This is a genomic window from Sphingomonas kaistensis, from assembly GCF_011927725.1.
Classification (GTDB): domain Bacteria; phylum Pseudomonadota; class Alphaproteobacteria; order Sphingomonadales; family Sphingomonadaceae; genus Sphingomicrobium; species Sphingomicrobium kaistense.
The window spans coordinates 2,256,347-2,274,398 of the sequence record NZ_JAATJC010000001.1; the positions used below are offsets into that span (position 1 = coordinate 2,256,347).

The following is an 18,052-nucleotide window of genomic DNA, read 5'->3' on the forward strand; positions in this document are numbered from 1 at the left end:
CGACGGCCGCTATTTCGTGGTGCGCGGGCGTCTCTGGCGCCTCAGCAACCCAGGCCTTCCGCCCGAGCGGCGGGAGGAACTGGTGCGCGAATTGATGGACGCCCGCCGCAAGCGAGACCGCGCCCGGGTCGATGCGGCCAAGCGGGGGCTGGGTGAGCGCGGGCCGGTATGGTGGGATGACGGCGCGCGCGACTGGAACCGCCATCTCGCCAAGAATACGCCTTATGCCGACTGGTGGGCGGCTCAGACGCCGCCCATCACCACCTGATAACCGGCACTTTCGAGGCTCGCCTGCAATAGGTCGGCGACCGCCTGCGCATCCTCCTGGCTTTCGGAACGGATGACGAAATTGGCCCCGACCCGGCCCTCGCGGAAGAAGGGATAGGACCCGATGGCGATCCCGTCATGGGCACGCTCGGTTTCGCGCAGCAGGTCGGCAACCTCGCTCTCGGGCACCATCCCGCCAAGCGTCACGCTGACCACCGGCAAGCCGCCTTCCAGCGTGCCGGTCAGCGCGTCGAGCATCCCTGCGGCGATATGCGGCACGCCGGCGAGGATGAAGATGTTGCCGTGGCGGATGCCCGGCGCGCCCGACACCTTGTTGACGATCAGTTCCGCCCCGTCGGGCACCCTCGCCATCCGGAGCCGCGCGTCGGTGACCCCGCCGCGCGTTGCGTAATAGCGCTCGAGGATCGTTCGGGCGTCGGGATGGATCACGACATCCACGCCCAGCGCCGCGGCGATGGCGTCGACGGTGATGTCGTCATGGGTCGGGCCGATCCCGCCGGTCGTGAACAGGTAATCGTTCTCGCTGCGCAGCGCGTTGGCGGCGGCGACGATCTTCTCCAGCACGTCGGGCACCACCCGCACCTCGGCTAGTCGGATGCCCTGCACGTTGAGCCAGGTCGCGACCTGCGCGACATTACGGTCCTGCGTCCGGCCGGACAGAATTTCGTCACCGATAATGAGGAGCGCGGCGGTCCAGGTCTTCGTGCTTGCCATGGAGGAGGCGCTAGGCCCCTCCCCGCACTCCCGCAAGCTCACCCTCGGGCGAGGTCGGCTGCCGCACGCTCCAGCACAGGATCGCGCCCGGCGGCGATGTCCGCGATGGTCGGCGCCAGAGCGACGTCCGGCGCCAGGCCGGCGTCCGGTTGCGACCCCTCCGGATAATAGCCCACCAGCGGCAGGTCGAATTCCAGTCCACTCGCGGGGAGCCGGACGAAGAAGAAGCAGCCGCCATTGATCCCGCGCAAGTTTCCCCCGGTTGGCCGGCCATACAGCTTGCCCTCTCCGATCGCCCGCATGTTGAGCGCGAACTGGAAGGTGGCCGAGCTGTTAACCGGGCCCGTCAGCACCGCGACCTTGACCGGCAATCGCTTCCCCGCTGGCGCAATTGAGAGCGCATCCTCTCCCGCAGGGCGGAGGAAGAAACCGTCGGAAAGCGGCGTCGCTTTCTCGCCCAGCGTGCGGAAGCTGTCGTCCCAGGTGTCGAGATAGGGGTCGAGGGCCGCCGGGGTGCGCCGAAAGCGCAGCCGCTGATGCAGCGCGGGCGGGGTCCAGGGACGATCGATTAGCCGCGCCAGTATGAAGTCGCCGCAATCCGCCCCGCCCTCGTTGTCGCGCAGATCGACAATCAGACCCTTTGCGCCCGGAAGGCTGTCGAGCCGCTCGCCCAGCCAGCCTTTCCAGTCCCACTTGCTATCCCAGATGGCCCAGCCGGGCATGGTCAACACCGCAACCCCGTCGGGCCGCATCGCCCATTGCCACAGCGGCTGGTCGGGCTTCACCGCCGCCTCGGTCATCGTCGCCTGTCGCGCCGCGAGCCCGATCGCCGGCAGCCGGACCTCCCGCCGCCGTCCACCCGGCTCCTCCACCATCAGGCGGTGTTCGCCCCCCGCCGGCGGGGCGACCAGGCCCTGAAATACGTCGAAGGTCTCGATGCGATCGTCGCCGCGCACCTCCAGCAGGGAGATGCGCTTGGCATCGTTATGCCCGTCGCTCCGGATTAGCGGCAGCAATCGGTCCCGCAGCACGGCCGGATCCTGTCCGTTGACGGCCAGAATGCGGGTCCCACGGGGAAGCCCGCCGGCAGGATCGCTGCTGACCACCATTGCGCGGTCGATCCAGACGAAGTGAAACGGCAGCCGGGTTCGACGGTCGAACAGCTCAGCCGCCACCGCCTTCTTCTGGTTGAAGAAATTGCCGTAGCTATGCCCGCAGCGGATCGCCGCCGTCAGCCGTGTCAGGGCCAGATAGCGACCCGTCAGGTCCGGTGCCGCCGTGAAGGCCGCTCCAAATCGCTGCAACCGCGCTTCGAACGCTTGCGGCGACTGATAGCGATACAGCCCCGGGTGCAGGGTCAGCGCCTGACGCAGGATCGCCACATCTCCGGCAAGATCGCCCGGGCTCGTCAGGTCCGCGGCCCAGCTTCGCGCCGACAGGCCGCCAAGCGCAGCGGCTCCGCCCGCCTTCAGAAAAGTCCTGCGCCGCACCCCACCGCTCCTTCGACTTTTCGCGTCCGCTTGCCTACATAGCAGGAATGACTCAGTACATCACCGTCGCCGCCGAGGATCGCAGCGAAGCCCGTAGCGGCGTGATCAAGCTTCACGACGAGGAAGGCTTTGCCGGCATGCGGGCCGCGGGGCGCCTCGCCGCCGAAATCCTCGACGCCATGGCCCCGCTGGTGGCGCCCGGCGTCACCACCGCCGAGCTCGACGCCACCGTGTTTCGCCTCATGCGCGACGCGGGCGCGGTGCCCGCGACGCTCGGCTATCGCGGTTACACCCACAGCAGCTGCATCTCGATCAACCACGTGGTCTGCCATGGCATCCCGAGCGACAAGCCGCTCAAGGACGGCGACATCGTCAACATCGACGTGACCCCCATCCTCGACGGCTGGCACGGCGATTCCAGCCGGATGTACATGGTCGGCGACGTCGGGGTGAAAGCGCGGCGGCTGGTCGACGTCACCTACGAATGCCTGATGCTCGGGCTCGAGCAGGCCCGCCCGGGCAACCGCCTCGGCGACATCAGCGCCGCCATCCAGCAGCATGCCGAAAAGAACCGCTATTCGGTGGTGCGCGATTTCTGCGGCCATGGGCTCGGCCGCCTGTTCCACGACAGCCCCGAGGTGGTCCACGCCGGCCGCGCGGGGACCGGGCCGGAGCTCAAGCCGGGCATGTTCTTCACGGTCGAGCCGATGATCAACATCGGTCGGGCCGATTGCAAGATGCTCGACGACGGCTGGACCGCGGTGACCCGCGACCGCTCGCTGTCGGCCCAGTTCGAACATTCAATCGGGATCACCGAGGACGGCTGCGAGATCTTCACGACCAGTCCCAAGGGGCTCCACAAGCCGCCTTACTGACCGGGCCTACCAGTCCGCGACCATCGCTTCGGCGCGTTCGATATCCTCGGGGAAATCGACCTCGCCCCATTGCTCCCCGGCGATGTCGAGCGTCCACACCGCGCTGTCCTGCGCCAGGTGATGGATGACCCTGAGATACCAGATCTGCGTGCCCTCGGGCGATCGCATGGCCGCTTCGATCGCCCCGCGGAAGCGTTCCGCGCCGTCGCCGCGAAAGGCGAGCAGGCCGATCGACTCCGCGTTCACGCCGTCGTCGTCGGTCAGGCGCTTGCCGATCGCGCGCAGCCGTCCGTCTTCGACCACGACCTTCATGTCGTCGGCATCATAGCCGTCGGCCTTGCGATCGATGGTGACACAGATGCCCGGCTGCCGGTTCGCCACCACCTTTTTCATCAGGGCGGGGCTGACCATCGTGTCGCCGTTCCAGACAAGGGTGTCCCCCGCCAGCGCTTCCCGCGCCATGAACAGAGACCCGGTATTGTCGGCGACCTTGTAGAAGGGGTTGAACAGGGTGCGTACCTGCGGCCCCTGCCCCGCCGCGCGGCGCCGTTCGAGCGCGGCTTCCACCGCATCCTCGCGAAAGCCGGTAACGACCACTACCCGCTCGATCCCGCACGCAGCGGCGACGTCGAGCTGCCGGTCCAGCAGGCTTCGCCCGCCGAACTCGATAAGGCACTTGGGCCGGTCGTAGGTGAGTTGGCCGAGCCGGGAGCCCTGTCCCGCCGACAGGATGATTGCCTGACGCATGGCCAGAGCGGTTGCCGGGGAATTGCGGCAAAGCCAAGACGCTGTCTAAGGTGACCCAAGCAGGGCGCGGGAGAAGAATAAGTGAAGAAGGTCGAAGCGATCATCAAGCCGTTCAAGCTGGACGACGTGAAGGACGCGCTGCACGAGGTCGGGGTCAGCGGCATGACCGTGACCGAGGTCAAGGGCTTCGGCCGCCAGAAGGGCCACACCGAGCTCTATCGCGGCGCCGAATATGTCATCGATTTCCTGCCCAAGGTGAAGATCGAGGTAGTGGTTGAGGACAGCCTCGTCGCGAACACCGTCGAGGCGATTGCCGGCGCCGCCCGCACCGGTCGGATCGGCGATGGCAAGATCTTCGTCTCCCCGATCGAACAGGCGATACGGATTCGCACCGGGGACGAGGGCGCGGATGCGATCTGACCCGCGCTGCCCGTCGCTGCCCGAGAGCTGAAAACCAGATGTCCGACCAGCCTACCCCCGATCCACGCCTCGCCTCGATGGCGCCCGAGGAACTGCGCAGCCACATGCGCGCGCTCGGCTATCGAACCCAGAACGACCTTGCTGCGGCGATCGGGGTCAGCCGCTCGGCCGTGTCGCTATGGTTGGAGGGCAAGGTCGGCGTGCCGCGTCCGGTCGCCATGCTGCTGCGGATGCTGGTCGCCGCCCAGCGCCGCGCCTTCTAGCGCCAGAGCTGGAGCCCGCGCACCGCGTCGGGGAAAGGAGAGCCGTCGTCGATGCGGGCGAGCTGACGATCGGCCAATTGCCAGCGCTGCGCGATTCCCGAGCGGCGCCAGTAATCCGCCATCCACCAGGAGCCGGACAGGTCGACGCCGTCGATCTCGATCTTGAGCTCAAGCTCGGCTGCGAACAGGGCGGACGGTCCGATGGTCCGCGAATAGACGCTGTTGCCCACACGATAGCCATTGAGCCGCCATCCGGTGCCCGCCGCCTCGATCATGCTCTTGCGGTCGAGCAGCACCGGCGACTTGGCCCCGACGACCAGGCGGAAGCGGCCGGACAGCAGCTTCTTCATCGCCTTGCGGTCACCTTCGAGCCACGCCCGCATCAGTTGATGCTCCAGCGCCTCGATACGCACATTACCCTCGCTTGCCATGCAACGGCTCATAACGCCGCGTTGCGCGGAGGCAACGGCGCGTTCGATAGAGGGCGGATCGGGTTGCGGTCGGGAACGCTCCCTGCCCTTGTTCATTGGCTATCAAGCATGGAACTCGCCGCGCTGCACCTTCAACTGGCTCCGTTGCTGCCGGCGATCGGCGGCACCGTCGGCGGCGCTTTGCTCCTTTACCTACTAGCCACGACGCTCACCGCTTGTTCGATTCCCGGGATGATCATCCCGATGAGCCTGACCGGCGGCTTGCTCCTCGGGCCGTGGCTGGCGGTGCTGACCGTCGCGACCGGGGCGATGACCGGAAGCCTGTTCCTGTTCGCCCTTACCCGCCGCTTCGGGGCCGAACGGCTGCGCCGCCGGTTCGGGAGCCGGCTCGAACCTTTCGAGGAGCGGCTGACGCGTCTTGGTCCCTATGCGGTCGCAGCGTTGCGCGTTGCCGGCGCTCCCGGGCCCCTGATCACTGCCGGCGCCGCGCTTACCTCGATGAAGCGCACGCCGTTTGCACTCGCGACCCTCATCGGGCTGCTGCCGAGTGTGGTCCTGGCGGCCGCGAGTCCCGGACTGATACTCGGCTGATCGCAAGGTTCCCGCGAACATTTCACCCTGCCCTTGGCCTCGAGGCCACCGGCTGGAATCGGTGTCTCCGCAACTCTCAAGCAAGCGCAAGGACGATTCTTCCATGGCCGACAAGGTGACCGCCTCCGACATCATGAAGCGACTTGAAGAGGAGGAGATCGAGTGGGTCGATCTTCGCTTCACCGATCCCAAGGGCAAGTGGCAGCACCTGACCATGGCGGCCGGCGCCATCGACGAGGACATGCTGGAAGACGGCTTCATGTTCGACGGCTCGTCGATCGGCGGCTGGAAGGCGATCAATGAGAGCGACATGATCCTGATGCCGGATCTGGGCGCGACCTACATCGATCCGTTCAGCGCCACCCCCATGCTGATCCTGTGCTGCAACGTCGTCGAACCCGCGACGGGCGAACTGTACGCCCGCGATCCGCGCTCCACCGCGACCCGCGCCGAGGCCTACCTCAAGGAAACCAACCTCGCCGATACCGTCTATGTCGGACCCGAAGCCGAGTTCTTCATGTTCGACGACGTCCGCTTCGGCGACGACTATAACGGCAGCTACTTCCACCTCGACGACATCGAACTGCCGACCAACACCGGCCGCTCCTACGAGGGCGGCAACATGGCACACCGTCCGCGCGCCAAGGGCGGCTACTTCCCCGTCGCTCCGGTCGACAGCGCCGTCGACATCCGCGGCGAAATGGTGTCGACCATGCTGGAAATGGGCCTGCCCTGCGACAAGCACCACCACGAAGTCGCCGCTTCCCAGCATGAGCTCGGCCTGACCTACGGCACCCTGGTCGAAACTGCCGACCGGATGCAGGTCTACAAGTATGTCGTGCACCAGGTCGCCCACGCCTACGGCAAGACCGCGACCTTCATGCCCAAGCCGATCGCGCAGGATAACGGCTCGGGCATGCACACCCACTTCTCGCTGTGGAGCGACGGCAAGCCGCTGTTCGCCGGTAACGGCTATGCCGGCCTGTCGGACACCGCGCTTTACTTCATCGGCGGCGTCATCAAGCACGCCCGCGCGCTGAACGCCTTCACCAACCCGACGACCAACAGCTACAAGCGGCTGGTCCCGGGCTTCGAGGCGCCGGTGCTGCTGGCGTATTCCAGCCGCAACCGTTCCGCCTCGTGCCGCATCCCGTACGGCACCGGCGAAAAGTCGAAGCGCGTCGAGTTCCGCTTCCCGGACGCGATGGCCAATCCGTACCTCGCCTATGCCGCGATCCTGATGGCCGGCCTCGACGGCGTCCAGAACCGCATCCACCCGGGCGAGGCGATGGACAAGAACCTGTACGACTTGCCGCCGGCCGAACTGGTCAGCGTGCCGACCGTCTGCGGTTCGCTCCGCGAGGCGCTCACCAGCCTGTCCGCCGACAAGGACTTCCTGCTGAAGGGCGATGTTTTCACCGCCGACCAGATCGACGCTTACATCGAACTCAAGTGGGACGAGGTCATGCGCTGGGAGACCACTCCTAGCCCCGTCGAGTTCGACATGTATTATTCGAGCTGACCCACAATCGCGTCGTCCCTGCCCGGGCGGGGACGACGCATCTGCCGCCCGTCTTCCGGCCGCCGGCAACCAGTTGGTAACCCGTCACTCCTAGAATTGCCTCCTCTTAGAATGCGGGGACGGCGAGCAAGCATGAACGACTTCCGGGATCGACTCCTCGCGGGCAAGCCCCTCAGCGACCCGCTGCTTCGCACCAAAGCCAAGGCGCCCCGCGCCGAGGCCAGCCGCGCCGCGGAGGACGAAAGCTTCGCCGACGTGGCGATCAATCGCGAGGCGATCCGCCAGGCCAATCACCGCGACGCCGACCGCCATCGCCTCGCTTCCGAACATGCCGAGCTCAGCAAGGACGGGCAGGTCCAGCCCGTCACCCTGGTCAACCTGTCGGGCGGCGGGGCGATGATCGAGGGCGCCGACGACCTCAAGCTGTGGGACCGGGTCGAGCTCAAGCTCGGCGGCAGCGCCAGCCTGGAGGCGATCGTGCGCTGGGTACGAGGGACCCGCTTCGGGCTCGAATTCGCCCACGAAACGCGGATCGATACCGGACAGGAACAGCTCACCACCACCCTGCTTGCGGTGATCGCGCGTTCCTTCCCCGACGTTGCGAAGGCGCAGTCCGACGTCGTCGCTGTCGAGCCGGTCGCCGAAGAAGCTGCTGTTGAAGGGGAGCCGCACGAGATGACCGAGCGGGAGCTCCGTCATCCGCTGATCTGGTCCGGCATCGTCCATTACGACCATGACAGCGCGCCGGTTCGCTTGCGCAACATCTCGTCCAGCGGCGCCCTGGTCGAATGCGCGACCACCTATCCTGTGGGGGCCGAGTTGCTGCTCGACCTCGGCGAGGCAGGTTCGATCTTCGCCACGGTCAACTGGGCGCATGGCGACCAGTGCGGACTGCAGTTCCGGTCGCCGTATGACCTGGCCGAACTGGCCAAGGCCCGTCCGCAGGTCGCCAACTCACGGTGGCAGGCGCCCGATTACCTGCGCGACGACACCAGCCAGCAGGGCCCGTGGAAATCCCAGTGGGCGCAAGCCGATCTCAGCCAGCTCCACCGCCAGCTGGAAAGCACGCGCAGCGCCATCCACCGCCGCTAGGGTCAGGCCGGAGCCCGGCTCCGCGCCGCCTGCCGCTGCGCCCACAAGGCGTAGACCGCAAGGCCGATCAGGTTCCACAGCAGGAAATACCAGCGGGTCTGAGCGGGCAGGCTCCAGAACAGGTAAAGGCAGCCGAGGATCCCCAGTGGACCGATGACCATGGCGGCAGGTGCGCGGAACTTGCGCTCGGCACCCGGATCGCGGCGGCGCAGCACGAGCATCGCGGCGCACACCGCCACGAACGCCGCCAGCGTTCCGGCATTGGCCAGCGCCGCGATCTCGTCGAGCGGGAACAGGCCGGCGATCACCGCCACCACCGCAGCGGTGAACAACGTGATCCGCACCGGGCTGCCCCGGCTCGACACCCGCGCCAGGCCCTGGGGCAGCAGGCCGTCGCGGGCCATGGTGAAGAAGATCCGGCTCTGCCCATAGAAGAAGGCGAGGATCACCGTCGGCAGCGCAATCACCGCGCTGGCGCCAAGCAGCTGGGCTCCCCACCCCGACCCGATTTCGCGCAGGATCAGGGCCAGCGGCTCGGGGCTGTCGGCGAACCGGGTGTAGGCCAGCGCGCCGATCGCCGCGGCGGCCACTGCCATGTAGATGGCGACGCACACCACCATCGATCCGACGATCCCGATCGACAGGTCGCGCCCGGGGTTCTTGGCCTCCTCGGCCGCGGTGGCGATCGCGTCAAAGCCGTAGAAGGCAAAGAAGATGATCGCGGCGGCCGCCATCACGCCCACTTCGCTTCCGCTCGGGCCCGAGCGCGGGAAGCCATAGGGCATGAACGGTTCGAAATTGCTTGCCTGGAAGTGCGGCAGGGCAATGGCGATGAACAGCGCCAGCGCCGCCATCTTGACCAGCACCAGCACCGCGTTGAGCGTCGCGCTTTCCCGCGTTCCCGCCATCAGCATCGCCGCAACCAGGCCGATGATCACGATCGCCGGCAGGTTCAATATTCCGCCCGCGTGAGGCCCTGCGATCCACGCCTGCGGAAGCCCCCAGCCAAGGCTTGCCAGGAAGCCCGAGACATAGCCCGACCAGCCGACCGCCACGGCGCTGACCACCAGGCTATATTCGAGGATCAGGCTCCACCCGATGATCCAGGCGATCAGCTCCCCGAACACGACATAACTGTAGGTGTAGGCCGATCCCGAAGCGGGGATCATGGTCGCCACCTCGGCATAGGCGAGCGCGGCACAGGCGCAGATCAGGCCGGCGATCGCGAAGCTCAGGATCACCGCCGGCCCGGCCTTGCCGGCCCCGACGCCGATCAGGGTCAGGATGCCGGTGCCGACGATCGCGCCGACGCCCAACGCCACGAGGTGCGGCCACGACAGGGTGCGCGCCAGGCGATGATGTTCGGCGAGCTCGTCGTGCGCGGTGACGCTCTTGCGATAGGTCCAGTTGTTCATGGACCCGAACGAAGCGGAAGGCCGCTGGTGCGTCAACCCGAAGGTCGAACGGTCAGTGCACAGTGCCCTTCGGCTCCGCGTCGGACAGGGTCACGATCACCCGTTCAATCTGCCGCCAATGGCAGAAGCGCAGCACGTTGCCGCGGTCGCGGGCGCCTTCCGCCCGGACTGCAGCCTCGAGCGCTGCGTCGGCGCCGAATGAGTCCATCAGCTGGCAGGCATCGTCGAGTGCGTCACGGGAGGCGATAAAGGTCTGCATGACCCTCCCCTAGCCGCCAAGGGGTTCACCGACCGGCCACCAAACAGGATTGACGGGGCGTTCACCTTGTCTGTTCTCACCGCGCCCGGCGGGTTGGCGTGCCCAGCGGCCTCGCCTATGGCGCCGCGATGCAACGCGACGGATCCAAGGCCCTGTATGCAGGTGGCCTACTGCTCTTTATCGGTTTCCTCGCCGGATCGGCGGCCGGCATCGCCTATGACGAGCCCAGCCTTGGCGCGATCCTTGGCGTGGCGGCCGCCGCCGTGGTCGCCCTATTGCTCTGGCTTCGTGCCCGCTAGGCGACCCGCCGCCCGGTCCAGATCACGCGCCCGATCAGCTTGATGTCCGACAGCGCCAGGTCCGGCCAGTCGGCATAGGCCGGATTGTCCGACTGCACCGTCACCCGCCGGGTCACCGGATGCAGCGTCAGCCGCTTGACCAGCAGGCTGTCCTCGATCCGCAGCACGTAGATACCGTCGCGAACGCGCGCTTCGCCGTCGCTGCGATCGACCAGGATATCGTCGCCGGGAAGCAAGGTGCCGGCCATCGAATCACCGTCGACCTGCACCAGGCTCAATTCGTCGGCGCCGGCGGCGGTGAGGCGGTTGAGCCAGGCGGGATCGAAGCCGATCTGGGCGACCGGCATTTCGCTGCCGCCGACTGCGCCAGGACCTGCCGACACCGCCAGATCCAGCAAGGCGACGGGCACCAGGCCGGCGGTCGCTACCCGGTCGCTGTCCGCTCCAAGCAATTGCTCGGCAATGCCGAAGTGCCGTGCGAGCAAGCGCCGTTCCTGCTCGGGCAGGCGCCTGGGCGTGCCGCGCCGGATGAACTGCTGGATATAGGCACTGTTGCGCCCAATCAGGCGCGACAGACTGGCGTAATCCTGGGCGCGTTCACGGCACAATTGCTCAAGCACTTGGCGTGCATCTATAGTTAAATCCCTATCGACCATAGGATTGTCCCTAGACATGTAGGAAGCGGATTGGAAGACATGTGCGTGCCGAGTCGAAGCGTGCGGGGGACGTTGAAGGTGTATTTACTCAGAGATGTTGAACGTTTTTTAAACGCGGGAAATTTCAGTGCGGCACGCTTCGGCAGAGAGGTGATGGGTGATCCGCGGTTCGTTTTCGACCTGCGCCGGGGTCGCGAGCCGCGTCCACAAACCGTGGAAAAGGTGAAGGCCTATCTGGAGATTGCAGGGTGAACCGGCCTCGCATGACGGCGTATGCCAATGTCCTCCTCCGCCTTCTTCTGCAGCGCGCAGGAGAGGACTGCAACAGGATTTTTCTCAGCTCATGGAAGACGGTCGAGTGGAACTCGCTTACCCTTGACGGAGAGCGACACCGCGCGTCCTTCACCATTGGCGGCCCGGATCCGCTTCGCTTCGCGGCGCTGTGGCTGGCCGGCCTGTCCGAGGCCGAATTCGCGATGACCCGCGGGTTCGTCGCCGATATCGAAGTGATTGGAAAGCCGACGCTGCGGGAGGATGGCATGGCGGAGGTGGAGATCGCCGCGCTTACTCTCGACGACTAGGCGAGGCTTCGGCGCAGGTCGCCAAGCGCCTGGCGAAGGGCGGCGGAGGCATCGACCTCGAGTTCGAGGACAGTGCCGCCACGCTCTTCGCCGCCGCTGCCCAGGTGATGCTCGATCCGCCGGACGAGTTCGCCGGGCGTCGGAAGCGGCCGCGGGGCGAATAATTGCACGACCCGGCTGTCGGTGGCCGGATCGTCCAACCGGTCCTCGAGCTCAAGCGGTTCGGGTGCAAGCGCTTCGGTCAGTTCGAGCACGGGAAGCTCGGCCGCGACGGGCTCGAATGGAATTAGCACGAATTCTGCCAGGCGGAACCGCCGCGGCTCGGGCCGGACCCTGCGCAATGCGGCAAGCGCGAGAAGGCCACCCCCAGCGGCGGCGACTACCGCCGGCATCGCCATTCCCAGCAGCAGCAGGCACGCGCCAAGGGCTGCCCCAAGCACCCCTGCCGCGAACCCGTCGATGCTCCACCCAATCAGTTCGTCGCCGCCCCTGTCCATGCCACAAGGGCTAAGCGGGAAAGGTTAGGCTTTCCTTAGCCGCGGCCAACAAGGCATCGGCAAAAGCGGCACTGTCCTGCGGTCCCACGGCGGTTACCAGCTTGCCGTCGCGCACCACCGGCCCATCGCTGAACATCCCCCCCGCATTGCGAAGATCGGTCCGGATCGAGCGCCAGCCGGTTACCTGGCGTCCCCGCACGCCATCGGCTTCGATCAGCAGCCACGGCCCATGGCAGATCGCCCCGACCGCCTTGTCTCCCTTCAGGAAGGCCCGCACCAGCGCCACCGCCGCGGCATCGGTGCGCAGGTGATCGGGGTTGATCAGGCCGCCCGGCAGCAACAGCGCGTCCCATTCGGCCGCGTCCGCTTCGGCGATCGAAAGATCCGGCGTGATCCACCGCCCGGGATCGTCCAGCACCGTCGCCCGGATCGGGTCCCTCGATGGCGCGGCAAGCTTCACCTCGCAGCCCGCGGCGCGCAGCCGCTCCAGGGGCACGAACAGCTCGTCCTGCTCGAATCCGCTCGACGCCATGATCAGGACTTTGGTCTGCATGGGAACAAGCGTTACGGCTCCGGCGCTTCGCATTTCAAGATGGAACCCAGCACCCCCGCCCGCCTCCGCCATTGCTGCGATGACCAGCCGGGCATCACCCGCAGCCAGATCAAGGGCAAGTGGGCCTATTATTCGCCTGACGGGAAGCGGATCACCGATCGCGACGAGATCGACCGGCTCAACAAGATCGCCCTGCCACCGGCCTACACCGACGCGTGGTTCTGCCCGTTCGCGAACGGCCACATCCAGGCCACCGGCCGCGACGCGAAGGGCCGCAAGCAATATCGCTATCACGAGGCCTTCCGGGGGCGGCAGGACAAGAAGAAATATCTCGGCACGGTCGAGTTCGGCGCTGCCCTGCCCAAGCTTCGCCGCCGGGTCGAAAAGGACCTGGGTGGCAAGCCGACCAGCCGCGAGGCCGTGCTTGCCGCGGTGGTCCGGCTGCTCGACACCGAACATATCCGCATCGGCAACGAAAGCTACGCCAAGGAAAACAAGAGCTTCGGCGCAACCACTCTGCGCAGCCGCCACCTCCGCAAGCTGGGCAACAAGCTGCTGGTCAAGTTCAAGGGCAAGCACGGCATCACCCGGGAGCTTGCGATCACCGACGCGAAGCTCAAGCGCGTGGTGTCCAAGATCACCGAATTGCCCGGGCAGAACCTGTTCCAATATGTCGACGAGGAAGGCGAAACCTGCGCCATCGCCTCGTCCGACGTGAACGACTACATCCGGGAGGCGACCGGCGGCGACTTCACCGCCAAGAACTTCCGCACTTGGAGCGCGAGCGTGATCGCGTTCGACCAGATGCTCTCCGCCCAGGAGGAGGAAGTGCGCAAAATCAGCCTTAAGACGGTGCTCGAACCCGTCGCCGAGGCGCTCGGCAACACCCCCGCGATCAGCCGCAAGTCCTACGTCCATCCCCGCCTGATCGAGGCGACCCGCGAGAATCCAAAGCGTCCGCTAGGTTCGATCGAACGCCCCCGCGCCCGCAAATATCTGTCCAGCGAGGAAGTCGGCCTGATCAACTGGCTGATGAAGGGCAAGAAGAAGCCAGCCGGCGCCAAGCAGGCACAAGCCAACGTGGACGCTGCGGTCAAGGCCGCCGACGTCTCGATGGCCAAGGTCGACGCAGTCGCCAAGAAGGTCGCCGCAGCCGCCTGAACGCTCGTCCGGCCGGACGCGCGCTTGACCCCTGCCCCACCCCTCCGTCATTTCCGCGCCCATGAACGCCAAGCTCACCCAGCTACTCGACTGGATTTCCGCCAACCTTGAATCGCTCGCCCTCGGCGTCGCCGTTGCGGTGGGCCTTATCGGGCTGATGCTGATCGCCCGCTCGATCGGTCATCGAATCGTCGCCAGCGACCCGGGTGCGGTGACCTGGAAGGGAGTGGTGGGGCGGGTCCTGTCGAAGACCGGCCTGCTGTTCATGGCCGCCGCCGCGATCGAGATCGTTCTGAACTATGCCGAGCTACCCGCCGGCGTCGCGCATCTCTTCCACAATGCCTTCATCATCGCCTTCGCGCTGCAAGCGGCGGTCTGGGCGCGTGAGCTGATCCTCGGCGTGATCGGTGCCCGCGTCGGCGAGCGGCCGGGCGAAACCACGCTCGGCAACGCCATGGGCGTAATCCGCGTGCTGGTCAGCGTCGCGGTGTTCGCCATCGCGATCATCGTCATTCTCGACAACCTTGGGGTCAATGTCACCGCGTTGGTCGCCGGCCTCGGCATCGGCGGCATCGCCATCGGCCTTGCCGCGCAGGGCATCTTTTCCGACCTGTTCGCGGCGCTCGCCATCCTGTTCGACAAGCCGTTCCGCCGCGGCGACACCATCCGCTTCGACACCACCACCGGAACGGTCGAGAAGATCGGCCTCAAGACTACCCGCCTGACCAGCCTGACCGGCGAGCAGGTGATCATGGCCAACACCAAGCTGCTCGAACGCGAGGTCCGCAACCTCGCCGCCGGGCACGAGCGGCAGGAGACGTTGCGCTTCGGCCTGACCTACCAGACCCCTCCCGAAAAGCTCGAGCGCGTGCCGGACATCGCCCGCGAGGTGGTCGAAGCGCAGGAGGGCTGCACCCTTCACCGCTGCGTGCTGGTGGCGCTCGGCGCGTCGAGCCTCGACCACGAACTGCTGTTCCGCCACACCGGCCTCGACGCCGACGTGCTATTCGCCAAGCGCGCAGCGATCCTGATCGCCCTTCTTCGCCGCTTCGCCGCCGAAGGCATCGACTTCGCCTACCCGACCCAGACCACCTTCACCGCGGCGCCCGATGGGACGCTGGTCATGCCCTATGCGGTGCCGCCGCCTTCGTCTCACTAGTGATCGCCAACCGCGGGATTGCTCGATAGCACTGATCGACCCGCGGCTGCAGTAGGTGCGAATTCGACTCTTGCTGGTCCTCACGCACCAGCGAAACGGAGGTCGATCTGCGTCGAATAGCCCTGCTCGTCATTGGTGACCGTCATCGATCCTCCAAGCTGTCGAACGGTTGCCGCAAGGATCCGTAGCCCCAGCCCATCGCGTTTGCTGCTCTTGCTCTCCTGGGGAGCGCGCGGCGCGGCGTCGTCGCCCGACGTGATCCGATAAACGGAGTTCGCCATTCGCTGGCCGGTCAGACTGATCGTCCCGGATGACTGCTCGAAAGAATGCTTGGTCGCGTTGGCTACCAACTCGTTGATGATCGTCGCTACCAAGGATGCCTCGCGCGGCGTGACCTGCCTGTCCTCGAAGCCGCCCTCCACCGAGATGTCGTTGAGGACGGTCGAATTGAGTAGGTCAACCACTTGGCTGAGGTACGGCCCAAGGCCAATCGCTTCCTCGTTTCCGGCATATCCCAGATGATCGTGAAGCGCGGCAACGGTCCTGATCTGGCGCTCGACCCGGCCAAGCGAGGCGCGCGTGTCTTCGTCATCGGCCGCGCTTCGCTCTAGGGAGACGAATGCGCCGACCGATTGCAGCGAATTCTTCACCCGGTGGTCGATCTCGCTTCGCAGCACCTTTTCGTTGGCGATGACGGCGCGCAGATCGAGCTGGGTCACGACCTGATTGGCGAGAACCTGCAGGGCTTCTCGCTGCAGGGCACTCAGCGTTCGCGGCTGATTATCGAGCACGCACAGGGTGCCGATCGGGTACCCGCCCTTGGATTTCAGCAGCGCCCCCGCATAGAAACGCAGTCCCGGATCGGCGAGGCAAAGAGGATTGTCCGACATCCGCGCATCGGCCAGCGTGTCAGGGATCTCGACGAAGTCATTCTCCAGGATGACATGGGCGCACAACGAGGTTTCGAGCGGCGTTTCCCGCACCCCCAGGCCAGTCTCCGCCTTGAACCATTGGCGGTCCTCGTCGATCAGGTTTACGACCGAAATCGGAACCTCGCAGATCCGCGAGGCGAGCAGCACGATCTCGTCGAAATCCGACTCCCTCGGCGTATCGAGCACGTCGTAGGCGCGAAGAGCAGCCAGACGTGCAGGCTCAGACGGGTGTTGCCGTGCTTTCATTCGCGGTTACGAGCCTAAGGGCCTCCAAAACGCAAGAGGGGCTACAAAACGGCCGTGCCGCTTGCCTCCGGCGCATTCTCACCTTGATCCGGTGTCAGGCTTCTTCTCTACCCTTGTCTCAGCGGGTCGCCGACCTCGATCCGGCCAGAAGACAAAGGAACGTTCAATGCCAGTCGCCAGCATCGACACCATCCGCGCCAAGGTAGGGCAGGAGCTTGGTACCTCCGACTGGATCGAGGTCACGCAAGACCGCATCAATGTCTTCGCCGACGCCACCGAGGATCATCAGTTCATCCACATCGACGAGGCGCTCGCCGCGCAGACGCCGTTTGGCGGCACCATCGCTCACGGCTTCCTGTCGCTTTCGCTGCTGTCGCGGATGGCGGCCGATGTCATGCTGGTCCCCGAAACCACGAAGATGGGCGTCAATTACGGGTTCGACAAAGTCCGCTTCCTTGCCCCCGTTCGAGCCGGCAAGAGGGTGCGTGGCCGCTTCACCCTCGCGGCCTTCGAGGAAAAGCGCCCGGGCCAGTATCAGTTCGCCCACGACGTCACGGTCGAGATCGAGGGCGAGGACAAGCCGGCCCTGATCGCGACCTGGATCGGGCAGGTCTTCGCGTAAGGCTCCGGCCCCGCTAAGCCACCAGTCGACTCACTTCTTCCCGGGAGCCTCCATGTCCACCGTTCGCGACGCCGTCATCGTCTCCACCGCCCGCACCCCGATCGGCCGCGCCTATCGCGGCGCGTTCAACGCCACGCCCTCGCCTACCCTGACCGCCCACGCCATCCGCGCCGCGGTGGAGCGCTCCGGCATCGCCAATGACGAGATCGAGGATTGCATCATCGGCGCCGCCCTCCAGCAGGGCGTGCAGACCACAATCGGCCGCACCGCCGCGCTTCGTGCCGGCTTGGGCGTCGGGGTCGCCGGCATGTCGATCGACCGCCAGTGCGCGTCGGGCCTCATGGCGATCGCCACCGCCGCCAAGCAGGTCATTGTCGACCGCATGGACGTCTGCGTGGCCGGCGGCGTGGAGAGCATTTCGCTCGTCCAGACCCCCGAGATGCGGGTCGGATCGGACCCCGAACTGCTGAGCATGCACAATGCGGTCTACATGCCGATGATCCAGACCGCCGAAGTGGTCGGCAACCGCTACGGGATCAGCCGTGAGCGCTGCGACGAATATGCCCTCCGCTCGCAGCAGCGCACCGCCGCCGCGCAGGCCCAGGGCCGCTTTGACGACGAAATCGTCGCGGTCACCGCCAACATGGCGGTGAAGAACAAGGAAACCGGCGAAACTTCGATGCAGGAAGTGACCCTCGCCAAGGACGAGGGCAACCGCCCCCAGACCACGCTAGAGGACCTCGCAAAGCTTCAGCCGGTGATGGGCCCCGAGCAGATCATTACTGCGGGCAACGCCAGCCAATTGTCTGACGGTGCCTCGGCCTGCGTGGTGATGGATTCGGCTCTGGCCGAAAAGAAGGGCCTGACCCCGCTCGGCCGCTACGTCGGCATGGCGGTCGCCGGCACCGAACCCGACGAAATGGGCATCGGCCCGGTCTATGCCGTGCCCAAGCTGCTCGGCCGCTTCGGGCTCAAGGTCGAGGACATCGGCCTGTGGGAGCTGAACGAGGCGTTCGCGGTGCAGGTGCTCTACTGCCAGGACAAGCTCGGCATCCCTGACGACCTCTTGAACGTCAACGGCGGCGCGATCTCGATCGGCCACCCCTACGGCATGAGCGGCGCACGCCTGACCGGCCACGCCCTCCTCGAAGGCAAGCGCCGCGGCGCCAAGTACGTCGTCGTCACCATGTGCGTCGGCGGCGGCATGGGCGCGGCCGGCCTGTTCGAGGTCTTCTGACC

24 protein-coding genes are annotated in these 18,052 nt (G+C 66.3%); 14 read left to right on the forward strand and 10 right to left on the reverse strand.

Annotated features, from left to right (window positions below):
- Nucleotides 1–19: 19 nt before the first annotated feature.
- Nucleotides 20–268: a hypothetical protein gene (locus GGQ97_RS11080; protein ID WP_342448522.1), complete on the forward strand. Its 249-nt coding sequence runs from the start codon at nt 20–22 to the stop codon at nt 266–268.
- On the opposite strand, the gene GGQ97_RS11085 is transcribed toward GGQ97_RS11080, so the two are convergent.
- Together GGQ97_RS11085 and GGQ97_RS11090 are read right to left on the reverse strand one after the other, a co-directional pair.
- Entirely contained in the window at nt 244–1,002 is a 759-nt protein-coding gene (locus GGQ97_RS11085) for a competence/damage-inducible protein A (RefSeq protein ID WP_168069584.1), read from the reverse strand. The genes GGQ97_RS11080 and GGQ97_RS11085 overlap by 25 nt on opposite strands.
- 38 nt (nt 1,003–1,040) lie before the next feature.
- Complete coding sequence (locus GGQ97_RS11090) at nt 1,041–2,492, reverse strand: S41 family peptidase (protein ID WP_168069586.1); 1,452 nt, start codon at nt 2,490–2,492, stop codon at nt 1,041–1,043.
- A gap of 47 nt (nt 2,493–2,539) precedes the next feature.
- On the opposite strand from GGQ97_RS11090, the gene map reads away from it, so the two are divergent.
- The gene (gene map, locus GGQ97_RS11095; RefSeq protein WP_168069588.1) at nt 2,540–3,367 is read left to right on the forward strand and encodes a type I methionyl aminopeptidase; all 828 of its coding nucleotides are present in this window, start codon (nt 2,540–2,542) and stop codon (nt 3,365–3,367) included.
- A gap of 6 nt (nt 3,368–3,373) precedes the next feature.
- On the opposite strand, the gene GGQ97_RS11100 is transcribed toward map, so the two are convergent.
- Nucleotides 3,374–4,120, reverse strand: coding sequence for a phosphocholine cytidylyltransferase family protein (locus GGQ97_RS11100; RefSeq protein WP_209023014.1), 747 nt, complete (start codon nt 4,118–4,120; stop codon nt 3,374–3,376).
- A 75-nt stretch (nt 4,121–4,195) separates the two neighbouring features.
- On the opposite strand from GGQ97_RS11100, the gene GGQ97_RS11105 reads away from it, so the two are divergent.
- Together GGQ97_RS11105 and GGQ97_RS11110 are read left to right on the forward strand one after the other, a co-directional pair.
- Nucleotides 4,196–4,534 carry a P-II family nitrogen regulator gene (locus GGQ97_RS11105; protein WP_168069592.1) on the forward strand — a complete coding sequence of 113 codons (339 nt, stop codon included), beginning with the start codon at nt 4,196–4,198 and terminating at the stop codon, nt 4,532–4,534.
- A gap of 38 nt (nt 4,535–4,572) precedes the next feature.
- A complete protein-coding gene (locus tag GGQ97_RS11110) occupies nt 4,573–4,797 on the forward strand; it encodes a helix-turn-helix domain-containing protein (protein ID WP_168069594.1) in 225 nt (74 codons plus the stop codon).
- On the opposite strand, the gene GGQ97_RS11115 is transcribed toward GGQ97_RS11110, so the two are convergent.
- Nucleotides 4,794–5,228, reverse strand: a complete 435-nt coding sequence (locus GGQ97_RS11115) for a nuclear transport factor 2 family protein (protein ID WP_168069596.1) — start codon at nt 5,226–5,228, stop codon at nt 4,794–4,796. The genes GGQ97_RS11110 and GGQ97_RS11115 overlap by 4 nt on opposite strands.
- Nucleotides 5,229–5,336: 108 nt before the next feature.
- Between GGQ97_RS11115 and GGQ97_RS11120 the strand changes: the two genes are divergently transcribed.
- The 3 genes from GGQ97_RS11120 (at nt 5,337) to GGQ97_RS11130 (ending at nt 8,433) form a co-directional block, all read left to right on the forward strand.
- On the forward strand, nt 5,337–5,819 hold the full coding sequence (locus GGQ97_RS11120) for a TVP38/TMEM64 family protein (RefSeq protein ID WP_168069598.1): 483 nt from the start codon (nt 5,337–5,339) through the stop codon (nt 5,817–5,819).
- A 103-nt stretch (nt 5,820–5,922) separates the two neighbouring features.
- On the forward strand, nt 5,923–7,341 hold the full coding sequence (gene glnA, locus GGQ97_RS11125; protein WP_168069600.1) for a type I glutamate--ammonia ligase: 1,419 nt from the start codon (nt 5,923–5,925) through the stop codon (nt 7,339–7,341).
- Between the two features lie 132 nt (nt 7,342–7,473).
- Nucleotides 7,474–8,433, forward strand: a complete 960-nt coding sequence (locus tag GGQ97_RS11130) for a PilZ domain-containing protein (protein WP_168069601.1) — start codon at nt 7,474–7,476, stop codon at nt 8,431–8,433.
- Between the two features lie 2 nt (nt 8,434–8,435).
- Here GGQ97_RS11130 and GGQ97_RS11135 read toward each other — a convergent pair whose 3' ends face one another.
- Nucleotides 8,436–9,848 carry an amino acid permease gene (locus tag GGQ97_RS11135; protein WP_168069603.1) on the reverse strand — a complete coding sequence of 471 codons (1,413 nt, stop codon included), beginning with the start codon at nt 9,846–9,848 and terminating at the stop codon, nt 8,436–8,438.
- A gap of 52 nt (nt 9,849–9,900) precedes the next feature.
- Nucleotides 9,901–10,107, reverse strand: coding sequence for a hypothetical protein (locus GGQ97_RS11140; protein WP_168069605.1), 207 nt, complete (start codon nt 10,105–10,107; stop codon nt 9,901–9,903).
- Between the two features lie 98 nt (nt 10,108–10,205).
- Between GGQ97_RS11140 and GGQ97_RS11145 the strand changes: the two genes are divergently transcribed.
- Complete coding sequence (locus GGQ97_RS11145; protein WP_168069607.1) at nt 10,206–10,406, forward strand: hypothetical protein; 201 nt, start codon at nt 10,206–10,208, stop codon at nt 10,404–10,406.
- Here GGQ97_RS11145 and GGQ97_RS11150 read toward each other — a convergent pair.
- Nucleotides 10,403–11,026 (reverse strand): S24 family peptidase, encoded by a 624-nt coding sequence (locus GGQ97_RS11150; protein ID WP_342448523.1) that lies wholly within the window; start codon nt 11,024–11,026, stop codon nt 10,403–10,405. The genes GGQ97_RS11145 and GGQ97_RS11150 overlap by 4 nt on opposite strands.
- 75 nt (nt 11,027–11,101) lie before the next feature.
- Between GGQ97_RS11150 and GGQ97_RS11155 the strand changes: the two genes are divergently transcribed.
- Both GGQ97_RS11155 and GGQ97_RS11160 read left to right on the forward strand, forming a co-directional pair.
- Nucleotides 11,102–11,314 carry a hypothetical protein gene (locus tag GGQ97_RS11155; RefSeq protein WP_168070997.1) on the forward strand — a complete coding sequence of 71 codons (213 nt, stop codon included), beginning with the start codon at nt 11,102–11,104 and terminating at the stop codon, nt 11,312–11,314.
- 11 nt (nt 11,315–11,325) lie between these two features.
- The gene (locus GGQ97_RS11160; protein WP_168069611.1) at nt 11,326–11,643 is read left to right on the forward strand and encodes a hypothetical protein; all 318 of its coding nucleotides are present in this window, start codon (nt 11,326–11,328) and stop codon (nt 11,641–11,643) included.
- On the opposite strand, the gene GGQ97_RS11165 is transcribed toward GGQ97_RS11160, so the two are convergent.
- Nucleotides 11,640–12,140, reverse strand: coding sequence for a hypothetical protein (locus tag GGQ97_RS11165; RefSeq protein WP_168069613.1), 501 nt, complete (start codon nt 12,138–12,140; stop codon nt 11,640–11,642). The genes GGQ97_RS11160 and GGQ97_RS11165 overlap by 4 nt on opposite strands.
- Nucleotides 12,141–12,150: 10 nt before the next feature.
- Nucleotides 12,151–12,693 (reverse strand): DJ-1/PfpI/YhbO family deglycase/protease, encoded by a 543-nt coding sequence (locus GGQ97_RS11170; RefSeq protein WP_168069615.1) that lies wholly within the window; start codon nt 12,691–12,693, stop codon nt 12,151–12,153.
- Between the two features lie 39 nt (nt 12,694–12,732).
- On the opposite strand from GGQ97_RS11170, the gene GGQ97_RS11175 reads away from it, so the two are divergent.
- Together GGQ97_RS11175 and GGQ97_RS11180 are read left to right on the forward strand one after the other, a co-directional pair.
- Complete coding sequence (locus GGQ97_RS11175; RefSeq protein WP_168069617.1) at nt 12,733–13,854, forward strand: DNA topoisomerase IB; 1,122 nt, start codon at nt 12,733–12,735, stop codon at nt 13,852–13,854.
- A gap of 61 nt (nt 13,855–13,915) precedes the next feature.
- Nucleotides 13,916–15,013, forward strand: a complete 1,098-nt coding sequence (locus tag GGQ97_RS11180) for a mechanosensitive ion channel family protein (RefSeq protein WP_168069618.1) — start codon at nt 13,916–13,918, stop codon at nt 15,011–15,013.
- An 80-nt stretch (nt 15,014–15,093) separates the two neighbouring features.
- On the opposite strand, the gene GGQ97_RS11185 is transcribed toward GGQ97_RS11180, so the two are convergent.
- Complete coding sequence (locus tag GGQ97_RS11185; RefSeq protein WP_168069620.1) at nt 15,094–16,191, reverse strand: histidine kinase dimerization/phosphoacceptor domain -containing protein; 1,098 nt, start codon at nt 16,189–16,191, stop codon at nt 15,094–15,096.
- Nucleotides 16,192–16,357: 166 nt separating this feature from the next.
- Between GGQ97_RS11185 and GGQ97_RS11190 the strand changes: the two genes are divergently transcribed.
- Both GGQ97_RS11190 and GGQ97_RS11195 read left to right on the forward strand, forming a co-directional pair.
- Complete coding sequence (locus GGQ97_RS11190) at nt 16,358–16,813, forward strand: MaoC family dehydratase (RefSeq protein WP_168069622.1); 456 nt, start codon at nt 16,358–16,360, stop codon at nt 16,811–16,813.
- Nucleotides 16,814–16,865: 52 nt separating this feature from the next.
- Complete coding sequence (locus tag GGQ97_RS11195; protein WP_168069624.1) at nt 16,866–18,050, forward strand: acetyl-CoA C-acyltransferase; 1,185 nt, start codon at nt 16,866–16,868, stop codon at nt 18,048–18,050.
- The last annotated feature ends 2 nt before the right edge of the window (nt 18,051–18,052 follow it).

What these genes read in the sequence shown, in the direction of transcription:
- GGQ97_RS11110 (WP_168069594.1), top strand. Translation starts at nt 4,573, where the DNA reads ATGTCCGACCAGCCTACCCCCGATCCACGCCTCGCCTCGATGGCGCCC.
- GGQ97_RS11140 (WP_168069605.1), bottom strand. Translation starts at nt 10,107, where the DNA reads ATGCAGACCTTTATCGCCTCCCGTGACGCACTCGACGATGCCTGCCAG.
- glnA (WP_168069600.1), top strand. Translation starts at nt 5,923, where the DNA reads ATGGCCGACAAGGTGACCGCCTCCGACATCATGAAGCGACTTGAAGAG.
- GGQ97_RS11180 (WP_168069618.1), top strand. Translation starts at nt 13,916, where the DNA reads ATGAACGCCAAGCTCACCCAGCTACTCGACTGGATTTCCGCCAACCTT.
- GGQ97_RS11190 (WP_168069622.1), top strand. Translation starts at nt 16,358, where the DNA reads ATGCCAGTCGCCAGCATCGACACCATCCGCGCCAAGGTAGGGCAGGAG.
- GGQ97_RS11120 (WP_168069598.1), top strand. Translation starts at nt 5,337, where the DNA reads ATGGAACTCGCCGCGCTGCACCTTCAACTGGCTCCGTTGCTGCCGGCG.
- GGQ97_RS11085 (WP_168069584.1), bottom strand. Translation starts at nt 1,002, where the DNA reads ATGGCAAGCACGAAGACCTGGACCGCCGCGCTCCTCATTATCGGTGAC.
- GGQ97_RS11175 (WP_168069617.1), top strand. Translation starts at nt 12,733, where the DNA reads ATGGAACCCAGCACCCCCGCCCGCCTCCGCCATTGCTGCGATGACCAG.
- GGQ97_RS11195 (WP_168069624.1), top strand. Translation starts at nt 16,866, where the DNA reads ATGTCCACCGTTCGCGACGCCGTCATCGTCTCCACCGCCCGCACCCCG.
- GGQ97_RS11135 (WP_168069603.1), bottom strand. Translation starts at nt 9,848, where the DNA reads ATGAACAACTGGACCTATCGCAAGAGCGTCACCGCGCACGACGAGCTC.
- GGQ97_RS11155 (WP_168070997.1), top strand. Translation starts at nt 11,102, where the DNA reads ATGTGCGTGCCGAGTCGAAGCGTGCGGGGGACGTTGAAGGTGTATTTA.
- GGQ97_RS11170 (WP_168069615.1), bottom strand. Translation starts at nt 12,693, where the DNA reads ATGCAGACCAAAGTCCTGATCATGGCGTCGAGCGGATTCGAGCAGGAC.
- GGQ97_RS11115 (WP_168069596.1), bottom strand. Translation starts at nt 5,228, where the DNA reads ATGGCAAGCGAGGGTAATGTGCGTATCGAGGCGCTGGAGCATCAACTG.
- GGQ97_RS11160 (WP_168069611.1), top strand. Translation starts at nt 11,326, where the DNA reads ATGACGGCGTATGCCAATGTCCTCCTCCGCCTTCTTCTGCAGCGCGCA.
- GGQ97_RS11185 (WP_168069620.1), bottom strand. Translation starts at nt 16,191, where the DNA reads ATGAAAGCACGGCAACACCCGTCTGAGCCTGCACGTCTGGCTGCTCTT.
- map (WP_168069588.1), top strand. Translation starts at nt 2,540, where the DNA reads ATGACTCAGTACATCACCGTCGCCGCCGAGGATCGCAGCGAAGCCCGT.
- GGQ97_RS11165 (WP_168069613.1), bottom strand. Translation starts at nt 12,140, where the DNA reads ATGGACAGGGGCGGCGACGAACTGATTGGGTGGAGCATCGACGGGTTC.
- GGQ97_RS11130 (WP_168069601.1), top strand. Translation starts at nt 7,474, where the DNA reads ATGAACGACTTCCGGGATCGACTCCTCGCGGGCAAGCCCCTCAGCGAC.